Source organism: Leptospira haakeii (assembly GCF_002812045.1).
GTDB classification, from domain to species: domain Bacteria; phylum Spirochaetota; class Leptospiria; order Leptospirales; family Leptospiraceae; genus Leptospira_B; species Leptospira_B haakeii.
This window is the reverse complement of record NZ_NPEG01000001.1, coordinates 541,525-558,914: the sequence shown is the minus strand read 5'-3', so window position 1 is coordinate 558,914 and position 17,390 is coordinate 541,525. Positions and strand designations below refer to the sequence as shown.

The window sequence follows — 17,390 nt, the reverse complement described above, 5'->3', positions numbered from 1 at the left end:
TTATGAAGAATAAATTCACCTTATTTACTTTTATTTTTTCGATTTTATCTATCGGTTATCTTTTTGCCGAAAAACAAACGAATGTTGCTCCGACCTTGTCCAAACTTTTGGATCCGTCGGGAAATACTGATAATAAAAAGTATTATAAAAGAAACTCCAAAATAAAATTCAAATCTTCCGAAGTTTTGGTTAAGTTCAAAGATAAAGCAGGCGACTCGATAAAATCGTATGCAGTCAGTTCTTTTAATGGAAAAGTTTTAAACGATTTAGGTGAGACAGGAATTTCTCAAGTAGAATTGAGAGAAGGCCAAACTGTAGAAGAGGCAATTACTGAATATTCTACTCATCCCGATGTGGAATATGTGCAGCCGAATTACATCTACCATGCAAACACTTCCCCGAACGATCCGATTTACAATCAATTATGGGGAATGAATAATACTGGTCAGAGCGTTATAACTTATACTTATCCCACAAATAATCCTGGAACAAGCAACAGTGATATGAGAATGGAAAGTGCTTGGGATGTGAATACAGATTGTGCGAATACTATTGTAGCTGTTGTGGATTCCGGTGTGAATTATAATCACCAAGACCTAAGCGCGAATATGTGGAGTTCAGGCTCTTGTGTTTCTGATAAAGGAGTTTCTTTAGGTTCCTGCTCTAACGGTTGGAATTATGTGAATAATAATTCTGATCCTATGGATTTGAATGGCCATGGAACTCATGTGGCGGGTACAATTGGAGCCAAAGGAAATAATGCAACTGGGGTTGCAGGAGTTTGTTGGACTGCTAAAATTATGGCGGTCCGAGTTTTAGATCAATCAGGTTCTGGAGATACCGCTACTATTATTAAAGGGATTAACTTTGCAGTACGAAATGGTGCAAAGGTCTTGAACTTAAGCTTAGGCGGTCCGGATTATGATTCTGCTATGCGTTCTGCAATCGCAAGTGCAGGGAGCAACTACGACGCGTTATTTGTAGTTGCTGCTGGAAACGATGGGAGTGATCTAAATTCTGATAACTCTTACCCTTGCGAATATGATGAGGCTAATATTCTTTGTGTGGCTGCTTTGGATCAAAAATTTCAGTTAGCGAGTTTTTCTAATTATGATTCTTCTAAAAGAAATGTTGATATAGGTGCCCCAGGCACAAATATACGAAGTACTTGGGCGGGGGCAGAGGGTACTTATAACCTTCCATTTACTAGTTGGATAACGGATAATATACTGGGAACTGGCTGGAATACGGCGGGTTGTTCTATTTATTCGCTGGTCCTGTATCTATCCAATAGTTGTTCTACTGCAATCAATGGAATTTCAAATTCAGGTTATTTATCGAACTCCTATGCTCTGGCTTACGCTCCGATTACAATTACTTCAGGTGCGGAAGCTGTCACGGCTAGAATGAACATATTTATGGATACAGAAGCGGGTTACGATGGAATTAATATGTACGCATCTAGTTCAACATCCGAATCGATAGTGTTCAATTCGACTAATCTGGTAGGAAGCCTTTCAGGAGAACGCGATGGGCTGATAATTTCTAACTTCGAAGTTGCTGCGCCGAATTGTGCCCACTCTTCTAATTGTACTTTCGGCTTCGAATTTGTTTCGGATTCCACTATTAATAAGGCGGGTATTGCAATTACCGTTTTTAATTTAATAACATTAGATGTTGATAATATAGCTCAATACAATACGATCAACGGAACTTCTATGGCAACTCCCCATGTGGCGGGCCTTGCTACTTTATTGAGATCATTTAATCCAAAATTTACGTATGCAGACACGATTAACGCAATTGTCGCAGGTGGTACCGCCACTAGCTCGATCCAAAATATTACTAAATATGGTAAAGTTGCTAATGGAAATGGAGCGATCCGAAATTTAGAAGCTCCTATTAATTTGAGTGTAGATGTTCCTTAAGAATTTTTTAAAAACAATTTCGGTCTTTATTTTTATATCGATATCTGCGTTTTCTATATTCGCACAAGGATTTCCTAAGGATCTTCCTCATGGAAAAGGTAAATATGTGAAGCCTGGGCGAGTTGTCCCGAACGAGTATATTTTTATATTGGTTCCCGGAACTAATTCGGAGAGGATAAAAGAATTAGCTCCTAATTTTTCTATTCTAGATATAGAACTGATTATGGAAAATACTTATAAGGTTAAATATAAATCTGATCCAGGTTTGGATATTCTTAAGAGCGCTTCTTCCAAATCTGGTTTTGTGGAATCAGTCCAACATAATTTGGTATACAGGGCTTTTTAAAAAAACCCTGTAGGAAATTTATAAAAAATTAATATTATTTTCCCGAAAATCCTGTCTGGATCCATTTTGCGATTTGGTTTAGTGCATTTTTAGCTTCCGGAACACTTCTTCCTAAATTAAAAAAACCATGGATCAAAGTGTCGTAGGTTTTGACCTCCAGCTTTACTTTCGCTTTCTGAAGAAGGTCCGCATATGCGAGTCCTTCGTCCTGCAACGGATCAAACCCTGCAATTAACAGGTAGGTTTTAGGCGTATGAGAAAAGTTCGTTTGTTGGAAAGGAGTGACTCTTGGGTCCTTCCAATCTTTTGAATTTGGAACGCTATGATATTTGAAATAGCGAATTAGATCTCGAGTGAGTGCGTATCCATTTGCAAATTCTTCTACACTTTTTCTTTCCTGGATTAGATCGATCCAAGGATAGATTAATATTTGGAATTGTGGAAGAGTGAATTTTTCTTTTTTAGCGCGAGTAGAGATGGAAATCGCTAAATTTCCTCCCGCAGAGTCGCCGGCCACTGCAATCTTTTTCGGATCAATGCCAAGCGACTTTCCATTCTCTTTTACCCATTTATAAGCAGAATATGCATCATCCCAAGAAGAAGGATAAATATGTTCGGGGCCTAGTCTATAATCGACTGCGAGTATTGCTCTACCTGAAGTTTTTGCTAAATATCTAAGCGGCGCATCATGGGATTCCAGATCCCCGATCACAAACCCTCCTCCATGGAAATAAAGTAAACAAGGTTCCAGATCTTTATTTATATTAGAAGAATATAATCTGACCTTGATCCTCGGGCCGGTTCCGGGTATGGAAAAGTTCTCCACCCTGGGGATTTCTTCTTTTTCTAAATCGAAAAAGCCCATTATATTTTTGAAAAGTTCTCTCGCTTTAGGTGGAGGAAGATTTTCCGGTTTCGGTTTAATTTTAGCTAAAAGTAATGCGGTTCGGACCTTGGGATCCAAGGTCCTTGTTCTTTTGATATCCTTTCCGAAAATTTTAAGTACAGAATTTGGGAGGGAAAGTAGGGCTCTGGCCGCTAGGGTCTCAAACTTTTGCCAGAGCACTTTTTTTCCTTGGTTCCGTTTTTCCGTTAGAAGGACTTTGTTTTCCGGATTGTTTATACTTTGCTTTTGATGGAACAGGTAATGTTTGTAAACTTTTAGAAGCTCTTTTCTTACCTGCTTTTAGCTCCTTCTGCATATAATACAAAAAGTCTTCGTAATCCACCTGCATCGTATGCCTTACAGAATTTACGTATCTCTTCTTCATCTTCTGTTCATAATCTTGGATCTGCTTTTGCATTTCTGGTACTGTTGGCAGGCTATAATTTCCGGTTAGATATTCTGCCAGCCATTTTCCTTGGAACTCGGCAAGAGGCATGATTGCACCTAAAGGTTGGTATAACCCTACAAAGAATAAATTATTCAGATCAGGTTTAAAAGTCCTATGGAACAAAGGTAGATGATTATCAGGAGCTGAAATAAATTCAGGTTTGAAAAACGGAAACTTAACGTTATATCCTGTGCAATAGATGATCGCATCGATCTCTTCTTCGGAGCCGTCTGCAAACTTTACCTTGTTTCCATTATATTCTTGGATCACAGGTTTGTATTTGATATCTCCTCTTCCAAGTCTTACTAAAATATCTTGGGAGATCGTTGGATGTGCTTCTCCAGGTTTATGATCCGGCTTAGGGAGACCAAAATCTTCCATCTTACCGACACCAATTTTTAGCATGGTTCCAAATAGGAATTGTTTTAACCAAAAAGGTGTTCCAGGTGGCAGTAATTCTGTTTGTTTGTCTAAAGGTTTTCCAAAAAGATAATTCGGAATTACCCAAGCGCCTCTTCGAGAGCTTAAGAAAACTTTTTTAGCAACTCCAGGACGGCTTAACTCTACGGAAATATCCATGGCACTGTTTCCCATACCAAGTACTATCACCCTTTTGCCTGTTAATTGGATAGGATGTTCAGGATCCACATAGTCGTGAGAATGTATTATCTTTCCATTAAATTTACCGGGGAAGTCGGGTTCAGGCCAACGTGGAGACCAATGATGGCCATTAGCAACGATGACTGCATCATAAAATATTTTTTCTCCCTTCTCGCTAGTAACTAGATAAGTTCCGTCGTCTTGGGGTTCTATTTTTGCGACACCGTTCTTGAATTTAATATGTTTGCGAAGTCCGAAATGCTCCACGTAATCCATAAAATATTTTTGGATAGGTTCATGATTAGGATAATCCGCATACCAATCCGGCATCGGATAATCTCTATACTCCATTCTATCTCTATGAGTATTAATATGTAACGACTTATAAATATTACTCAGACCGTTGTCGTTTTTATATCTCCAGTTACCTCCTACATCGCTTCCTTTTTCGTAACAGTCATAGGGGATTCCTTTGTCCTGCAATGATTTACAAACAGTGATTCCACTAGAGCCTGCGCCAATAACGCAGACTTTCGGCAACTCTTGCATATAGTTCTCCGATCTTTTTATGAGGTTGATAAAACGAATTAGTAGTAGAAGTTTTTCGAACGCATAGTCAAGTCCGAAAATGGATTGAGTTAATAAATCGATATGTTTAGGTCGGACTTATGAAGACAGAAGAGAAAACAAACGTTCATTTTGATTACGACTACATTATAGTAGGCTCTGGCTTTGGCGGAAGTGTTTCCGCTATGAGATTAAGCCAAAAAGGGTATTCTGTCTTGGTAATCGAGTCCGGTAAAAGATGGACTGCAAAAGAATTTCCTAAAACGAATTGGTCCGTTCACAAATATTTGTGGATGCCTAGATTAGGTTTTTACGGGATCCAAAGGCTTAATCTTCTAAAAGATTTTTTTCTAGTTAGTGGTGCAGGAGTGGGCGGAGGTTCTTTAGTATATGCAAACACACTTTATGTTCCTTCCGATAAAACGTTAAATCATCCTACATATAAAAAGATTGGCGGTAAGGATGGAATGCTTCCTTTCTATAAGGTTGCTTCCAGAATGTTGGGAGTCGTTCAAAATCCACACTTGGATAGATCTGATGAGATCTTGAAAGAGATCGCGCAAGAAATGGGAAGAGGAGAAACTTTTTCAGCAACCCCTGTAGGAGTATTCTTCGGAGAAAAACAAGGACAAACAGTAAAAGATCCCTTCTTTCTAGGCGATGGTCCGGAGAGAACCACTTGCAATCTTTGTGGAGGTTGTATGGTAGGATGTCGTTTTAATTCCAAAAACACATTAGATAAAAATTATTTATTTTTTGCGGAGAAATTAGGAGCGAAAGTACTTCCTGAAACAAAAGTAACTGATCTAGTTCCTTTAAACGAATATGGAGAACCCGATCCGAATGCGAGTGGGGAATTCGGCTATCAACTTTCTACAAGATCCACAACCGGTTGGTTCGGTTCTCCAAAACGAAAATTTAAAGCTAAGTCTGTTGTACTTTCCGCAGCAGTGATGGGAACTGTCGGTTTACTCTTGCGTTCTCGGGAAGCGGGGCATATGAAACGTCTTTCTATTCGTTTAGGAGATGATGTTCGTACAAATAGCGAAACGGTTTTAGGAGTTACTAAATTCGGAAAGGATATAGATTTTTCTAGAGGAGTTGCAATTACTTCTTCTATTCATCCGGATGAACATACACATATAGAACCGGTTCGCTATTCTAAAGGCTCTGACTTTTTTGGAACTCTTGCGAGTGTACTGACTGACGGTGGAGGCTTTTTCCCTAGGCCTCTTAAATATTTTTTTACAATGTTTACTCAGCCTATTTATTTTTTGAAAGCATCTTGGCCTTTCGGCTTTGCTAAAAATTCCCTTATTCTTCTAGTCATGCAGACTCTGGATAATAAGGTAAAGTTAGTGAGAAATAGAAGGATGTCCTGGCCTTTCGAAAAGTCTATGACCTCTGCTATCAGTTCAGGAGAGAAGGTACCTTCTTATATTCCGATTGCAAACCAAACAGCTAGAAAGGTTGCCAAGAAGATCGGAGGTATTCCCAGAAGTTCATTGAATGATGTTCTTTTGAATGCACCGATTACTGGGCATATCATGGGCGGTTGTGTAATGGGTTCCGATCCGGAAGAAGGTGTGATCGATTTTGAAAATAAGGTCTATGGTTATAAAAACCTAAGAGTTTGTGATAGCTCTATGATCCCCGTGAATCTTGGAGTAAATCCTTCTCTGTCCATCACTGCAATGACAGAAAGAGCGATGTCCATGATCCCTCCTAAAGAGAATAATTCGGTCTCTAGTTTCGAATTCGAAAAACAATTCGGGATCACGTCTGTAGTCTTTCCTAAAATCTGATCCGAAAACGATAGACCTAGACTCAGCTAAAAGAAATTCTTTCCGTATCGGATATCTTCGATTCGGAGAAGGATTTTGGCCTTATTAAAAGAAAGTTTAAAGGACTTTTTTCAAACGAAAAAGGATTGGATCTCTTTCGGGGGAGTGTTCCTTTTATTTTTAATTTTTTGGTCTTATAACTATTCGTTTCGATTTGCGCCACTTTTTACGCAGGCTTTAAAGGATAACCAGATCGGTTTAAGCCTATTTTACTTTTTATTTTTTGCTGCAGGCGCATTGGTTATCTATCCGATTGTCCTTGCATTTTATGGAAAACTAAACGAATTCAAATCTTCTATTCCTTTGATCTTAGGTTATGTAGTTGTTCTTGCGATTGTTTGTTCTGCAAGGATCAGGGACTCAGAGTTATTCCATTGGGCTGGTTCTTCTTCCGTGGAAATTGCGATGCTTACAGTGAACTATGTAGGAACAATTCTTGCGTATGTTGCTTTACCTCTGGCTTGGATCATTCTACGCAAAAATTCTCCAGATAGATTTTTAGGTTTAAGTAAATCTCCCAAATTCGGTGAGGTATTATTCTTATTAGGATTAATGCTTCCTTTAATAGCGATTGCTTCCTTCTCCCTTTCTTTTCTTTCAGTATACCCTAGATTTGCAGGAAGAATGTCCGATGGATATTTGATCTATCCACCTGCTATATGGATCATCCTATTCGAAATTTCTTATGCTGCGGACTTTGCAGTTTTGGAAACTTTCTTTAGAGGATTTATGGTTTTTCCTCTCGCTTCCAGAGCGGGAAGTAAACCTGCAGTTTTAGGCATGGCATTCATGTATGGCTTATTACATTTTACAAAACCTCAATTCGAAGCATTGGGTTCCTTTTTCGGTGGGTTTATCTTGGGAATGATCTCCTATAGAACCAAATCAGTATATGCAGGAATTTTGATACATATAGGGGTTGCTTTGGCAATGGAACTTGCCGCTACTTTACAATTTTTATATTTTATGGAGTAAATATATCTCCGGTTCAGGTAGAACCGGAGACAGGGATTTCAAATACGGATCGTGTATCCGATATTATAGAAAAAGATCACATGAACTATATGCTGTTGCTGGTAATGATCTACCAAGGCTCTCTTTACTGCCGGATCATCCGATAAGGAAGAAAGATAGTTTACGATCAGTTCGTTCTTATATCCGTAAGCTTTAGCAGGATCGATAGTCAGCCCATCATTTGCATTGCTGTCGGGATAGGCACCAATATTCGGTGTATAAGTCGCATTATCTACTAATGCAGGCGTTGCCCTATACATCATATTTGCAGCAAAGAAAAACTTTCCGTAATCGAATTGGAGTCTAGGACTGATATCGCTAATTCCTTTTTTTCGATCTGTGTTATCGTTTACTTCCGCGTAACCTACTACCAAACTTGGAGTGACCCTGAAAGTTTCACCTTTAAAAAATTCATGAGAAAGAGTGAGACGATAGTTATGAGTTCCTTGGAAAGTCCCACCGTAATCGTTTAACATTTTATTATTAATCGAGAACTGAGGATTGAGCCATTCCCAGAAAGGAGCCTTCCATCCGATCACCCAATATCCTCTCATTACGTAGCTAGGATCGTTTTGATTGATGAATAAAAATCCGGCGGAGAATGTACCAAGTCTAGTCTCATGATCATACATTGCTCTAGTGAAAACATAATCAAAGAGTCCATTTTTTTCTTTTCTGGTCTTTACTTCATTCGGATCGAATTGTAAAGTTCCTGTAGCAAGCGACTTATCTAAAAGATAAGTTTGATCAGGACCTCCAGGTGTGGATTGCAATCTTAGGTCAGAGTCTGTATTACTTCTGTCCACCAAAGGGTTCATAACGGTAAGCCCAAGTTTAAATTGTTTAGGCAAACCTAATATTTCCACGCTAGTAGTTAAGAAATATGCTTCGTAAAAATCTTTGTAAGAAGTACCATTACGTCTCGCCTGTCTTTCTCCGAATAGGTCGGAACCTTGGAAAGCACCGTCATTGGACAAAGATTGAGAAAGTAAGATAGAATGTTCCGGAAGTGAATCCTTGGGAGAAGGTGTCTTGACCGCTCCAGTTGGAACACTTTCGTCGGAAGCAAATTCCGGAATACTATCCGGAGCATCTTCTGTGATTTGTTTTATTTTATCCTTTCGGATTCTATATATGACTCCGTCTGGATCGACCACCTCTATCTCGGTTTCCGATTCTTTTTGAATGGAAACTTTTTTGAAAATACGACCCGCATTCATTTGGATCGTTACTGCTAGAATTGTTTCGAGAGGAAAAGTGAGGATCAGTAGGAGGATTGAGGAAATACCTAAAATTCTTCCCATATAACCATTATTCAAAATTGGGGGAGTTTCTTCAATACACATACATTTGTAATCATTTATTTGCTTATCCCCTTACTGATGTATAACATTCTTTATTTTCAGAAATGCCATGAACCTTTTCTATTCTTAAGAGTCCCACGAAGATTTGACCCTTAAACTATTTTGTATTTCCGGCCTATAGAAATTCGGTTTTCAGTATCATAACAAAGATGTATCTTTGGAGAAAGAGCTTCTTTCAGGCAAAAATATGATCCAACTCAATCGACCTTCTTTATTCAAAAATTCTAATTTTTATTCAGGAGAATGGAGAACCTTCTCTAAAACTATTCCGGTATTTGATCCTGCAACAGGTGATAAAATAGGTGAAGTTCCCGATCTTCCTCGAGAAGAAATAAGAAAAGCCTTAGAGTTTGCTGAGAAGTCCCAAAAGGATTGGGCTAAGACTATCGCAAAACAAAGAGCCAGATTTCTTAGAAACTGGGCGGATCTAATGATCCAAAACAAAGAAGATTTAGCAAAAATTATGACCTGGGAACAGGGAAAACCTTTGGCAGAATCCAGAGCAGAGATTGATTACGCTGCTTCATATTTGGAATGGTTTTCAGAAGAAGCAAAACGTGCGTATGGGGATTTGATCCCCACTCATAGAAAAGAACTTAGATTGATGGCTTGGAAAGAACCGGTGGGTGTTACTGGAATACTAACTCCTTGGAATTTTCCTTCTTCCATGATCACTCGAAAGATAGGACCTGCACTCGCAGCAGGATGTGTCGTGATCTCTAAACCTTCCGAACTTACTCCTTATTCAGCAATTGCGTTAGCGGTACTTGCAGAAGAAGCCGGGATTCCTTCTGGAGTTTTCCAAGTAGTAACCGGACAACCTGAACCGATCGCTAATGAATTTTTAGAAAATAAAATTGTTCGTAAGATAAGTTTTACAGGTTCTACAAGAGTAGGAAAAATACTTTTAGAAAAATCAGCGAACCAAGTGAAAAGAATTTCTTTGGAATTAGGAGGGAATGCTCCTTTTATAGTTTTCGCGGACGCAAATATTAAAGAAGCAATTCGAGGAGGAATTGTTTCAAAATTTCGTAATGCAGGACAAACCTGCGTTTGTACAAACAGATTTTTGGTAGAGGAAAAAATCGCAGAGGAATTCGCTCATGGTCTAGCAGAAGAAGTTTCTAAGTTTAAAGTTGGGAACGGTTTTGAAGAAGGAGTGAATATTGGCCCATTGATTCATTCTGCCGCAGTCAAAAAAGTGGATTCACATCTGAAAGACGCCATTGAAAGAGGAGGAAAACTTTTGATAGGAGGTAAGCCTCATTCTTTGGGAGGAAACTTCTACGAACCGAGCGTTCTCTCGGGAATTTCCGAAAAATCATTATGTTTCCAAGAAGAAACATTCGGTCCTCTTGCACCTATCAAAAGTTTCAAAACGGAAGAAGAGGCATTACGAATTGCAAACTCAAGCGACGTTGGTTTGGCATCTTACGTGTATACAAACGATCCTGCTAGGATCTGGAGAATTTCAGAAGCCTTAGAAGCTGGAATGGTTTCCGTAAATGAAGGCATTTTATCCACTGAACAGGTTCCATTTGGAGGAGTAAAAGAGTCAGGCATGGGCAGAGAAGGCTCCAAATACGGAATAGAAGAATATCAGGAAATAAAATATATCTGTTGGGGCGGACAAGGTTAATCGTAAAAACTTCGAATTCTCATCGTTAGTTTTGTAAAAAAATTTTCGTCTTTAGAGTTCGGACTTCTTTTCGCATTTTTCTTGACGAAGTGGTCCTTCGGATCAATTTCTTAGGCTGCCCTTTTTATGGACCCTTTTTATTTTAACTTTTACTTCTTCGGATCCTTACTTGCTTCCTTATTTTCTTTGTACGTATCTTTTTTCTTTCTGACAATCAAGGAAAGAAGTAAGGCAGCATTTCACTTAGGTCTTTCTAGTTTATCAACTACCATTTTTCATTTCGGGTACTTGGTAGCATTCTGTTCGCCTGATGACTGGACGATCTTTCATAGATGGATCGTGATCCCATTCCCGATGGTGGGTTATACTCAACTTTTTATATTCTTTTTTTATTTCCCAACACCAAAAAGAGAAAAGTTAGGACTGGCTCTGTATGCGATCTTGTATGCAGGCGTTATAACTTTGGCGATTTTTTATATTATTCTTTCTTTAAAGTCCACTCGAACTTTCGTGATGGGAAGCCATTATTGGGATTTCGAAACTCATTTATTTTATAAAATTTTTTCTCTAATAGTTTTCCTTTATAATTTTATTTTTTTGATCGCAGCGATTTGGAGAGCGATCGTAGAAAAAGGGGGAGAGAGAAGGTCCGTAATTTATATTACTCTCGCTTATCTTACCATTACACTTTTACCGGGTATTACTAATGCGTTAAGTAGAGAAGGTACGGTATCTAGGGCAGTCTATCAGCAAACGGCGGATATCCTGCTTGTTGCCGGATTATTTCTAATACTGATCGTTTATGTAAATGCAACTAAGGAAAGGACAACGATCTTAAGTAGGATCGTGGGCGTAAGTATGGCGACCTTCCTTCTCGCGTTCCAGTTGGTGGGATTTGCGATATTAAACGGATATGATTCTTCTTTCGACCTAATTAAAAAAGAAGAAGCTAAGCTAGTCGTTTTACAGGGAGAAACCCCTGGTGGATTTGCATATTTAACTTCGTATGATCCGAGCGAAAATCGTTTTCAAACCGAAAAAGGTTTTAAAGATCCAAGATTCGATTCTGAAGACAGATTAGAAATACGGTTCTTTTATATTTCTAAAAATCTTACAAATTTGGGAAGTCTTCCTGCTAATACTAGATGGGAAAGATCCAAAACAATTTTAGAAAATTCTCCTAAAGAGTTTTATGCTTACCAAGAGGGACTGAAACAATTTTTAGAATCTAAGGGAAGTGATCCGGTTTCAGACGAAGATATACGTGAATTTTTCAGACATCTGAATAAACGGCTAAAAGTAGTACGAAGCAAATATTCTCACCTGCCTTCAAAATCAGACGCTCCTGCAATTTATAAACTTTTAAAATCAGAAGAAGTTGGCCTTTCGGAAATTTTAGAAAAGGTGAAGATAAAAGCAGAAGCTGATCTTAAGGCAGATATATCGGAATCAGACTTGGATAAAACGGTCCTTCTGCCCTTAACCCCGATTAGAGAAGTTGGTGAAAGGATCTATAGAGGGACGAAATATTATAAGGTAGGAGATGAGAAACCTCAGTACTATGTTTCATACCTGGTCGTACATCCTACAAATGGAAATGTGTACGAAGTAGGTTTCACATATAGATCATTCAGAACATTCATACATGAACCTGCATTGATCTTAGTGGTATGTTTGCTCGCCATTATGCTGGTGATCAGTTTAGGATTCAGATTTTTCTTTCAAAATGCACTTATCAAACCTATGGACGAAGTAGTTGTAGGTTTAACGGAGGTAAATTCAGGAAATTTGGATTATCGCCTCGAACCAAGAGTAGAAGATGAGATTGGATTTATCGCTAGATCGTTTAATAGAATGGCAAGGTCCATCCAATCGGCTAGAAAAAGATTAGAACAATACGCTAACGAATTAGAAGAAAAAGTAAAAGAACGTACCAAAGAATTAGAACAAACCTTAGGAGAAGTACAGGAGCTTAAACAGCAACAAGATGGAGACTATTTCTTAACTTCTCTTTTGATCAAACCTTTAGGTGCGAACAAAGCAGTTCATGAAAATGTAAAGGTAGATTTTTTACTAGAACAGAAGAAAAAATTTACCTTCAGAAGATATCATGATGAGATCGGTGGGGACTTAAACATCTCCAATCATATAGACTTAATTGGTAGATCTTATACAGTATTCTTAAATGCGGATGCAATGGGAAAATCTATGCAAGGTGCAGGCGGTGCTCTGGTTTTAGGATCTGTTTTCGAATCGATTATAGAAAGAACTAGACTAGCTGATAATATGAAAAATCAGTCTCCGGAACGATGGCTGAAGAACGCATTTACAGAACTTCATAAAGTTTTTGAGAGTTTTGACGGGTCTATGCTGGTTTCTTCCGTAATGGGACTCGTGGACGATGAGGTTGGTATTTTATATTTTATTAATGCTGAACATCCTTGGACAGTATTGTATAGAGATGGGATTGCAAGTTTTATTGAAGACGAGTTGATGTTCCGTAAACTGGGAACTACCGGAATGGAAGGTCGTATTTATATCAAAACATTCCAATTAGAACCTGGAGATGTGATCATTGCGGGCTCTGACGGTAGGGACGATATTTTGATCGGAACGGACGCAGATGGGGGAAGGATCATCAATGATGACGAAAAACTTTTCCTCAGGATCGTGGAAGAAGGTAGAGGTGACCTGGGCGGAATTTATAATTGTATTACCGGAAAAGGTCCGTTAACGGATGACCTTTCTCTTATCAGGTTATCGTTTAAAGAAGATGATTCCGATCAGAAACTTCATGATGAGCAGAAACAAAAGATAAAAGAATTATTAAATAGAGCTAAGGAAACTTCTCAAAATAAAGATGTGGCAGAAGCCATTACTTACTTAGAAGAAGCGGAGAATCTAGACAGTCGCATTCCTGAGGTGAAGAAAAATTTTGTAAAATTATTCTTAAAACTCAAAGACTATTCCAAAGCAGCACATTATGCAGAAGACTATCTGAATATTAAACCTGTTGATAAGGAAATTTTATATGTCGCTTCCTTTGCTGCAAGAAAGGCGGGACAATTGAAAAAAGCTTTGGACTTTGGGGAAAGGTTAAGACTGAGGGAGCCGGATCATTTTAAAAACCTAATGAACCTAGCCCAAGTATATATCGCTTTAAAAAATTATGAAAGAGCAATGTATATGGTCCAATCTGCTCTACATATAGAGCCTGAAAATGAAGCAGTACTTAGGATCAGGGACGTTCTAAGGAAAAATTGGCGTCAGTAGATTTAGACTTCTGACTAATATCAACTTTTGAAGATATAGTCCCTATAGTATGTAATTAAAATGTGAGTTTTTACTCACTTTATAAAAAATAAGATCGATTCTGTGCGCCTTCGGTTTGAATTTAGAATATTCTTCGAAGAAAATGAGACATTATTGGAGGCGCCAATGAATGACGAACGAACTACGGAAAAGATCGCTGCTTTAGGTCCTTTGACTATCAATCGGATCCGTATCGGCCTAGTTTTTTTGATCCTAGCTTCCCTCGGTGCCTCTTGGGAACAAAGTTCCTTTGCGCAAAATATGGCTTACCTAGGTGGAACGATCTCTATGGCGATCGTTTCCTTGGTGAATTTGTTTTTTTCTTATCGAAACGGACGGATCCCCAAATCTCTCGGGATGATTTCAGTTCTTTTAGATGTAATAATACTTGCGAGCGTTATGTTTTTCGCTGCATCTACCGAAAAAAACATGTCTTCGGGGATCATTAGACAGATCATATTATATGCAATTAATGTAATATTAATAGTATATTCTGGATTGCTCCTGATACCAAAATTTGTAGTTATTACCGGGATTGTATCTGCGATCGCACAAGGTGCGGTAATATTAAATTGTTATCTCCACGGAGTGGTATTTTCTGAGGAACCGTTAGAAGTCCTTTCTCCGGGATTCGCTTCTATTTCCGAACAAATTTTAAAATTAATTTTTCTAATCGTGATAGCTTTCATAGTAAGAAGTGTGATCAACATATTCGGGCTTATGCGCGACGCAGAAGAGGAAAAGTTAAACACTATCATCGTTTCCGGAAACGAATTGAAAAAAAGTAAGGAAAGGATGGATTCTGCCGCAGTTTCATTAAAGGAAAAATCTAGATCTTTAAGGAACTTTTCTAATGAATTTTTTGATGTGATCAATAATCACGCTGCTTCTTTCGATGAAATAGGAAGTACTTTAACCGAATTTCTGTCCCAAATTGAAAGTGCTGCCTCTAGCGTTAAGGATCAATTTGGAAGGATAGAATTACTCGTAAAGGAAAGCCAAAATTTAAGATCTTTGATCGATAAAATTTCAGGTTATTCTTCCGAGTTGAACGGACGTATTCATTCCGTTTTGAATACGGGTAAAGAAGTGACTGAATTTGTTTCAGGTCTTTCCGAATCATTGGAATCTCTAGGGGAGTCTTTCCGTTCAGTGGGAGAGGTGACTGTAATCATGGCTGATGTTGCAGATCGTACCAATCTACTTTCTTTAAATGCTTCTATAGAAGCTGCAAGAGCGGGAGTTGCAGGAAGAGGTTTCGCAGTGGTTGCTACCGAAGTTTCTAAACTTGCAGAAAGCAGCGGACAAAATGCTGCAAGGATCTCTAAAATTATCGGTGAATCCAATGACTATGTCGACAAGGGCAGAAATAGAGCCTCAGTAACATCGGAGAAGGTCAGGAATCAAGAGGATCAATTTGCTACGTTCTTAGGTAGATTTAATGAATTGAATGGGCTTCTTGAGGACCAGATGAAAATAAACGATCAATTCTTGGCTAGCTTATCGGAATTACGTAAACTTTCGGCAGGAATCGAGACTTCTTCGAACGAACAAAATACTGGAGCTTCTATGATCATGGGAGCTATATCCGAATTACAAGGCTCGATGGATTCTTTATTGAGAAAGAGCGAACTTTTATCAGACACAATAAAGGTACTTGAGGAAGAAGCAGAACTCCTCGGAAAAGAATATTGATCTATATCAGCTAAATGATCAGATATATTAGGGACTTATTAAATAAAGGGCAACGTTAACTTTCTTTTGCAATAAATTTTCCACGAATAAAACCTGAAAAAAGATCGATTTATTCGCTACTTTCCCGTCTTGGATATTAGTTAATAAAAATGTTCCAAAGGCGGGTTTTCTTATATGGTAGCACGTTCCGAAACGGAAAAAATTCTCGCTCAAGGTCCGATTACGATCAATCGAATCAGATTCGGACTAACATTACTCTATTTTGCCTCCATTGCGATGGGTTACAAAAGAAGTACACTATTTCAAAACTCGCTCTATATTCTAGGGACCTCTGTGATGGTGATGTATGTCACATACTCCTTCCTGAAAACCAGATTTGGAAGTGGAGTATCTCCATTTTTAGGGAAAGTTTTTATAGCAACTGATGTAATCGTTCTTTGTTTGGTGATGATTGGCGCGACCACCGAAGACGCAAAGCTTGCTTCGAACGTAATCAAACAAGTTGTACTCTACACGATTAACGTTATATACATCGTATATGCCGGCCTTTTGCTTTCTCCTAGATTCGTATACTTAACCGGTTTTTTAACAATCCTATGCCAAAGTTTAGTAACCGTGAATGCAGCTCATACTGGAGTCATTTTTACAGAAGATAGTATCGTTTCTATAACTCCCGGTTATGCTGCAATGTCTGAACAGATTACAAAGATGTTATTCTTAATGACCACTGCATTCATTGTAGTAGCGGTGATTCGGATCTTTCTACAGTTAAAGAGTGTAGAAGAGGAAAAATCCCAGGCTATTGAAAAGTCTAAAGAAGATCTGGAACACGGTAGGATTAGAATGACTGAATCCGCTGTTTCTTTAAGAGAGAATTCCAAAAAGTTAAAAGACTTCTCGGACGATTTTTCAGAAGTAATAAGCAATCATGCAGCTTCTTTCGAAGAGATCAGTTCTACAATGGAAGAATTTTTAGCTCAGACAGAACAATCTGCAGAAACAGTAAAAGACCAATTTTCAAAGATCGAAGGTTTATTGGGAGAAAGTAGAAATCTAAATACTTTGATTGATCGTATCTCCGGACATTCAAGTGACTTAAATAGGAATATGGATGTAGTCTTGGAGGCCGGAAAAGCAGTAAGTGAATTCGTAGATGGTCTTAGAACTTCTTTGGAGTCATTAGGAAGTTCGTTCCGTTCCGTGGGAGAAGTGAATCAAATCATGTCTGATGTTGCGGATAGAACCAACCTTCTATCTTTGAACGCATCTATTGAAGCAGCAAGAGCGGGGGTCGCAGGAAGAGGGTTTGCAGTGGTTGCAACCGAAGTTTCCAAACTTGCAGAAAGTAGTTCTGAGAACGCAGATCGTATTTCTAAAATTATAAACGAAAGTACAAAGTATGTCCAAGACGGACAAAAATCCGCTCATACCGCGAATGAAAAAGTGAAAGAACAGGATACTTTGTTCACAAACTTTTTAGATAGTTTTAAACAGTTGAATCAATTATTGAGCGAGCAGAAAACAGTGAACGAACGTTTTCTGAACAGTCTTTCAGTTTTAAGGAATTTATCATCTGATATTGAAACTGGTTCAAAAGAACAGTCACTTGGAGCAAATGCGATCATGACTTCTGTATCTTCTTTACAAAGTTCTATGGATTCTTTGTTAAGAAAGAGTGAAATGTTAGCGGAAACCATTAAAATTCTGGAAACTGAAGCCCAAACATTGGCTTCGAAAGGTTAGTTAT

The 17,390-nt window shown here is 38.4% G+C and carries 11 protein-coding genes; 8 read left to right on the top strand and 3 right to left on the bottom strand.

Features of this window, described 5'->3' with window-relative positions; all coding sequences use genetic code 11:
• Positions 1-2: 2 nt before the first annotated feature.
• Positions 3-1,928 carry a S8 family serine peptidase gene (locus tag CH377_RS02665; RefSeq protein WP_100722278.1) on the top strand — a complete coding sequence of 642 codons (1,926 nt, stop codon included), beginning with the start codon at positions 3-5 and terminating at the stop codon, positions 1,926-1,928.
• Positions 1,918-2,274 carry a hypothetical protein gene (locus tag CH377_RS02660; RefSeq protein WP_100722277.1) on the top strand — a complete coding sequence of 119 codons (357 nt, stop codon included), beginning with the start codon at positions 1,918-1,920 and terminating at the stop codon, positions 2,272-2,274. Before CH377_RS02665 ends, CH377_RS02660 begins: the two co-directional genes overlap by 11 nt.
• A 34-nt stretch (positions 2,275-2,308) precedes the next feature.
• On the opposite strand, the gene CH377_RS02655 is transcribed toward CH377_RS02660, so the two are convergent.
• Both CH377_RS02655 and CH377_RS02650 read right to left on the bottom strand, forming a co-directional pair.
• Entirely contained in the window at positions 2,309-3,340 is a 1,032-nt protein-coding gene (locus CH377_RS02655; RefSeq protein WP_100722276.1) for an alpha/beta hydrolase, read from the bottom strand.
• On the bottom strand, positions 3,321-4,757 hold the full coding sequence (locus CH377_RS02650) for a flavin-containing monooxygenase (protein ID WP_100722275.1): 1,437 nt from the start codon (positions 4,755-4,757) through the stop codon (positions 3,321-3,323). The genes CH377_RS02655 and CH377_RS02650 overlap by 20 nt, the downstream gene beginning before the upstream one ends.
• A 119-nt stretch (positions 4,758-4,876) precedes the next feature.
• Here CH377_RS02650 and CH377_RS02645 point away from each other — a divergent pair, with 119 nt between their 5' ends.
• Positions 4,877-6,580 (top strand): GMC family oxidoreductase, encoded by a 1,704-nt coding sequence (locus CH377_RS02645; RefSeq protein ID WP_100722274.1) that lies wholly within the window; start codon positions 4,877-4,879, stop codon positions 6,578-6,580.
• 75 nt (positions 6,581-6,655) lie between these two features.
• Entirely contained in the window at positions 6,656-7,594 is a 939-nt protein-coding gene (locus CH377_RS02640) for a CPBP family intramembrane glutamic endopeptidase (protein ID WP_100722273.1), read from the top strand.
• Between the two features lie 38 nt (positions 7,595-7,632).
• On the opposite strand, the gene CH377_RS02635 is transcribed toward CH377_RS02640, so the two are convergent.
• A complete protein-coding gene (locus tag CH377_RS02635; RefSeq protein ID WP_100722791.1) occupies positions 7,633-8,937 on the bottom strand; it encodes a hypothetical protein in 1,305 nt (434 codons plus the stop codon).
• Positions 8,938-9,184: 247 nt separating this feature from the next.
• On the opposite strand from CH377_RS02635, the gene CH377_RS02630 reads away from it, so the two are divergent.
• The 4 genes from CH377_RS02630 to CH377_RS02615 all read left to right on the top strand — a co-directional run bounded on the left by CH377_RS02630 (position 9,185) and on the right by CH377_RS02615 (position 17,386).
• Positions 9,185-10,636, top strand: a complete 1,452-nt coding sequence (locus CH377_RS02630; protein ID WP_207797581.1) for an NAD-dependent succinate-semialdehyde dehydrogenase — start codon at positions 9,185-9,187, stop codon at positions 10,634-10,636.
• Positions 10,637-10,762: 126 nt separating this feature from the next.
• A complete protein-coding gene (locus CH377_RS02625) occupies positions 10,763-13,909 on the top strand; it encodes a SpoIIE family protein phosphatase (protein ID WP_100722271.1) in 3,147 nt (1,048 codons plus the stop codon).
• A 165-nt stretch (positions 13,910-14,074) separates the two neighbouring features.
• Positions 14,075-15,643 (top strand): methyl-accepting chemotaxis protein, encoded by a 1,569-nt coding sequence (locus tag CH377_RS02620; protein WP_100722270.1) that lies wholly within the window; start codon positions 14,075-14,077, stop codon positions 15,641-15,643.
• 174 nt (positions 15,644-15,817) lie between these two features.
• On the top strand, positions 15,818-17,386 hold the full coding sequence (locus tag CH377_RS02615) for a methyl-accepting chemotaxis protein (protein WP_100722269.1): 1,569 nt from the start codon (positions 15,818-15,820) through the stop codon (positions 17,384-17,386).
• Positions 17,387-17,390 lie beyond the last annotated feature (4 nt).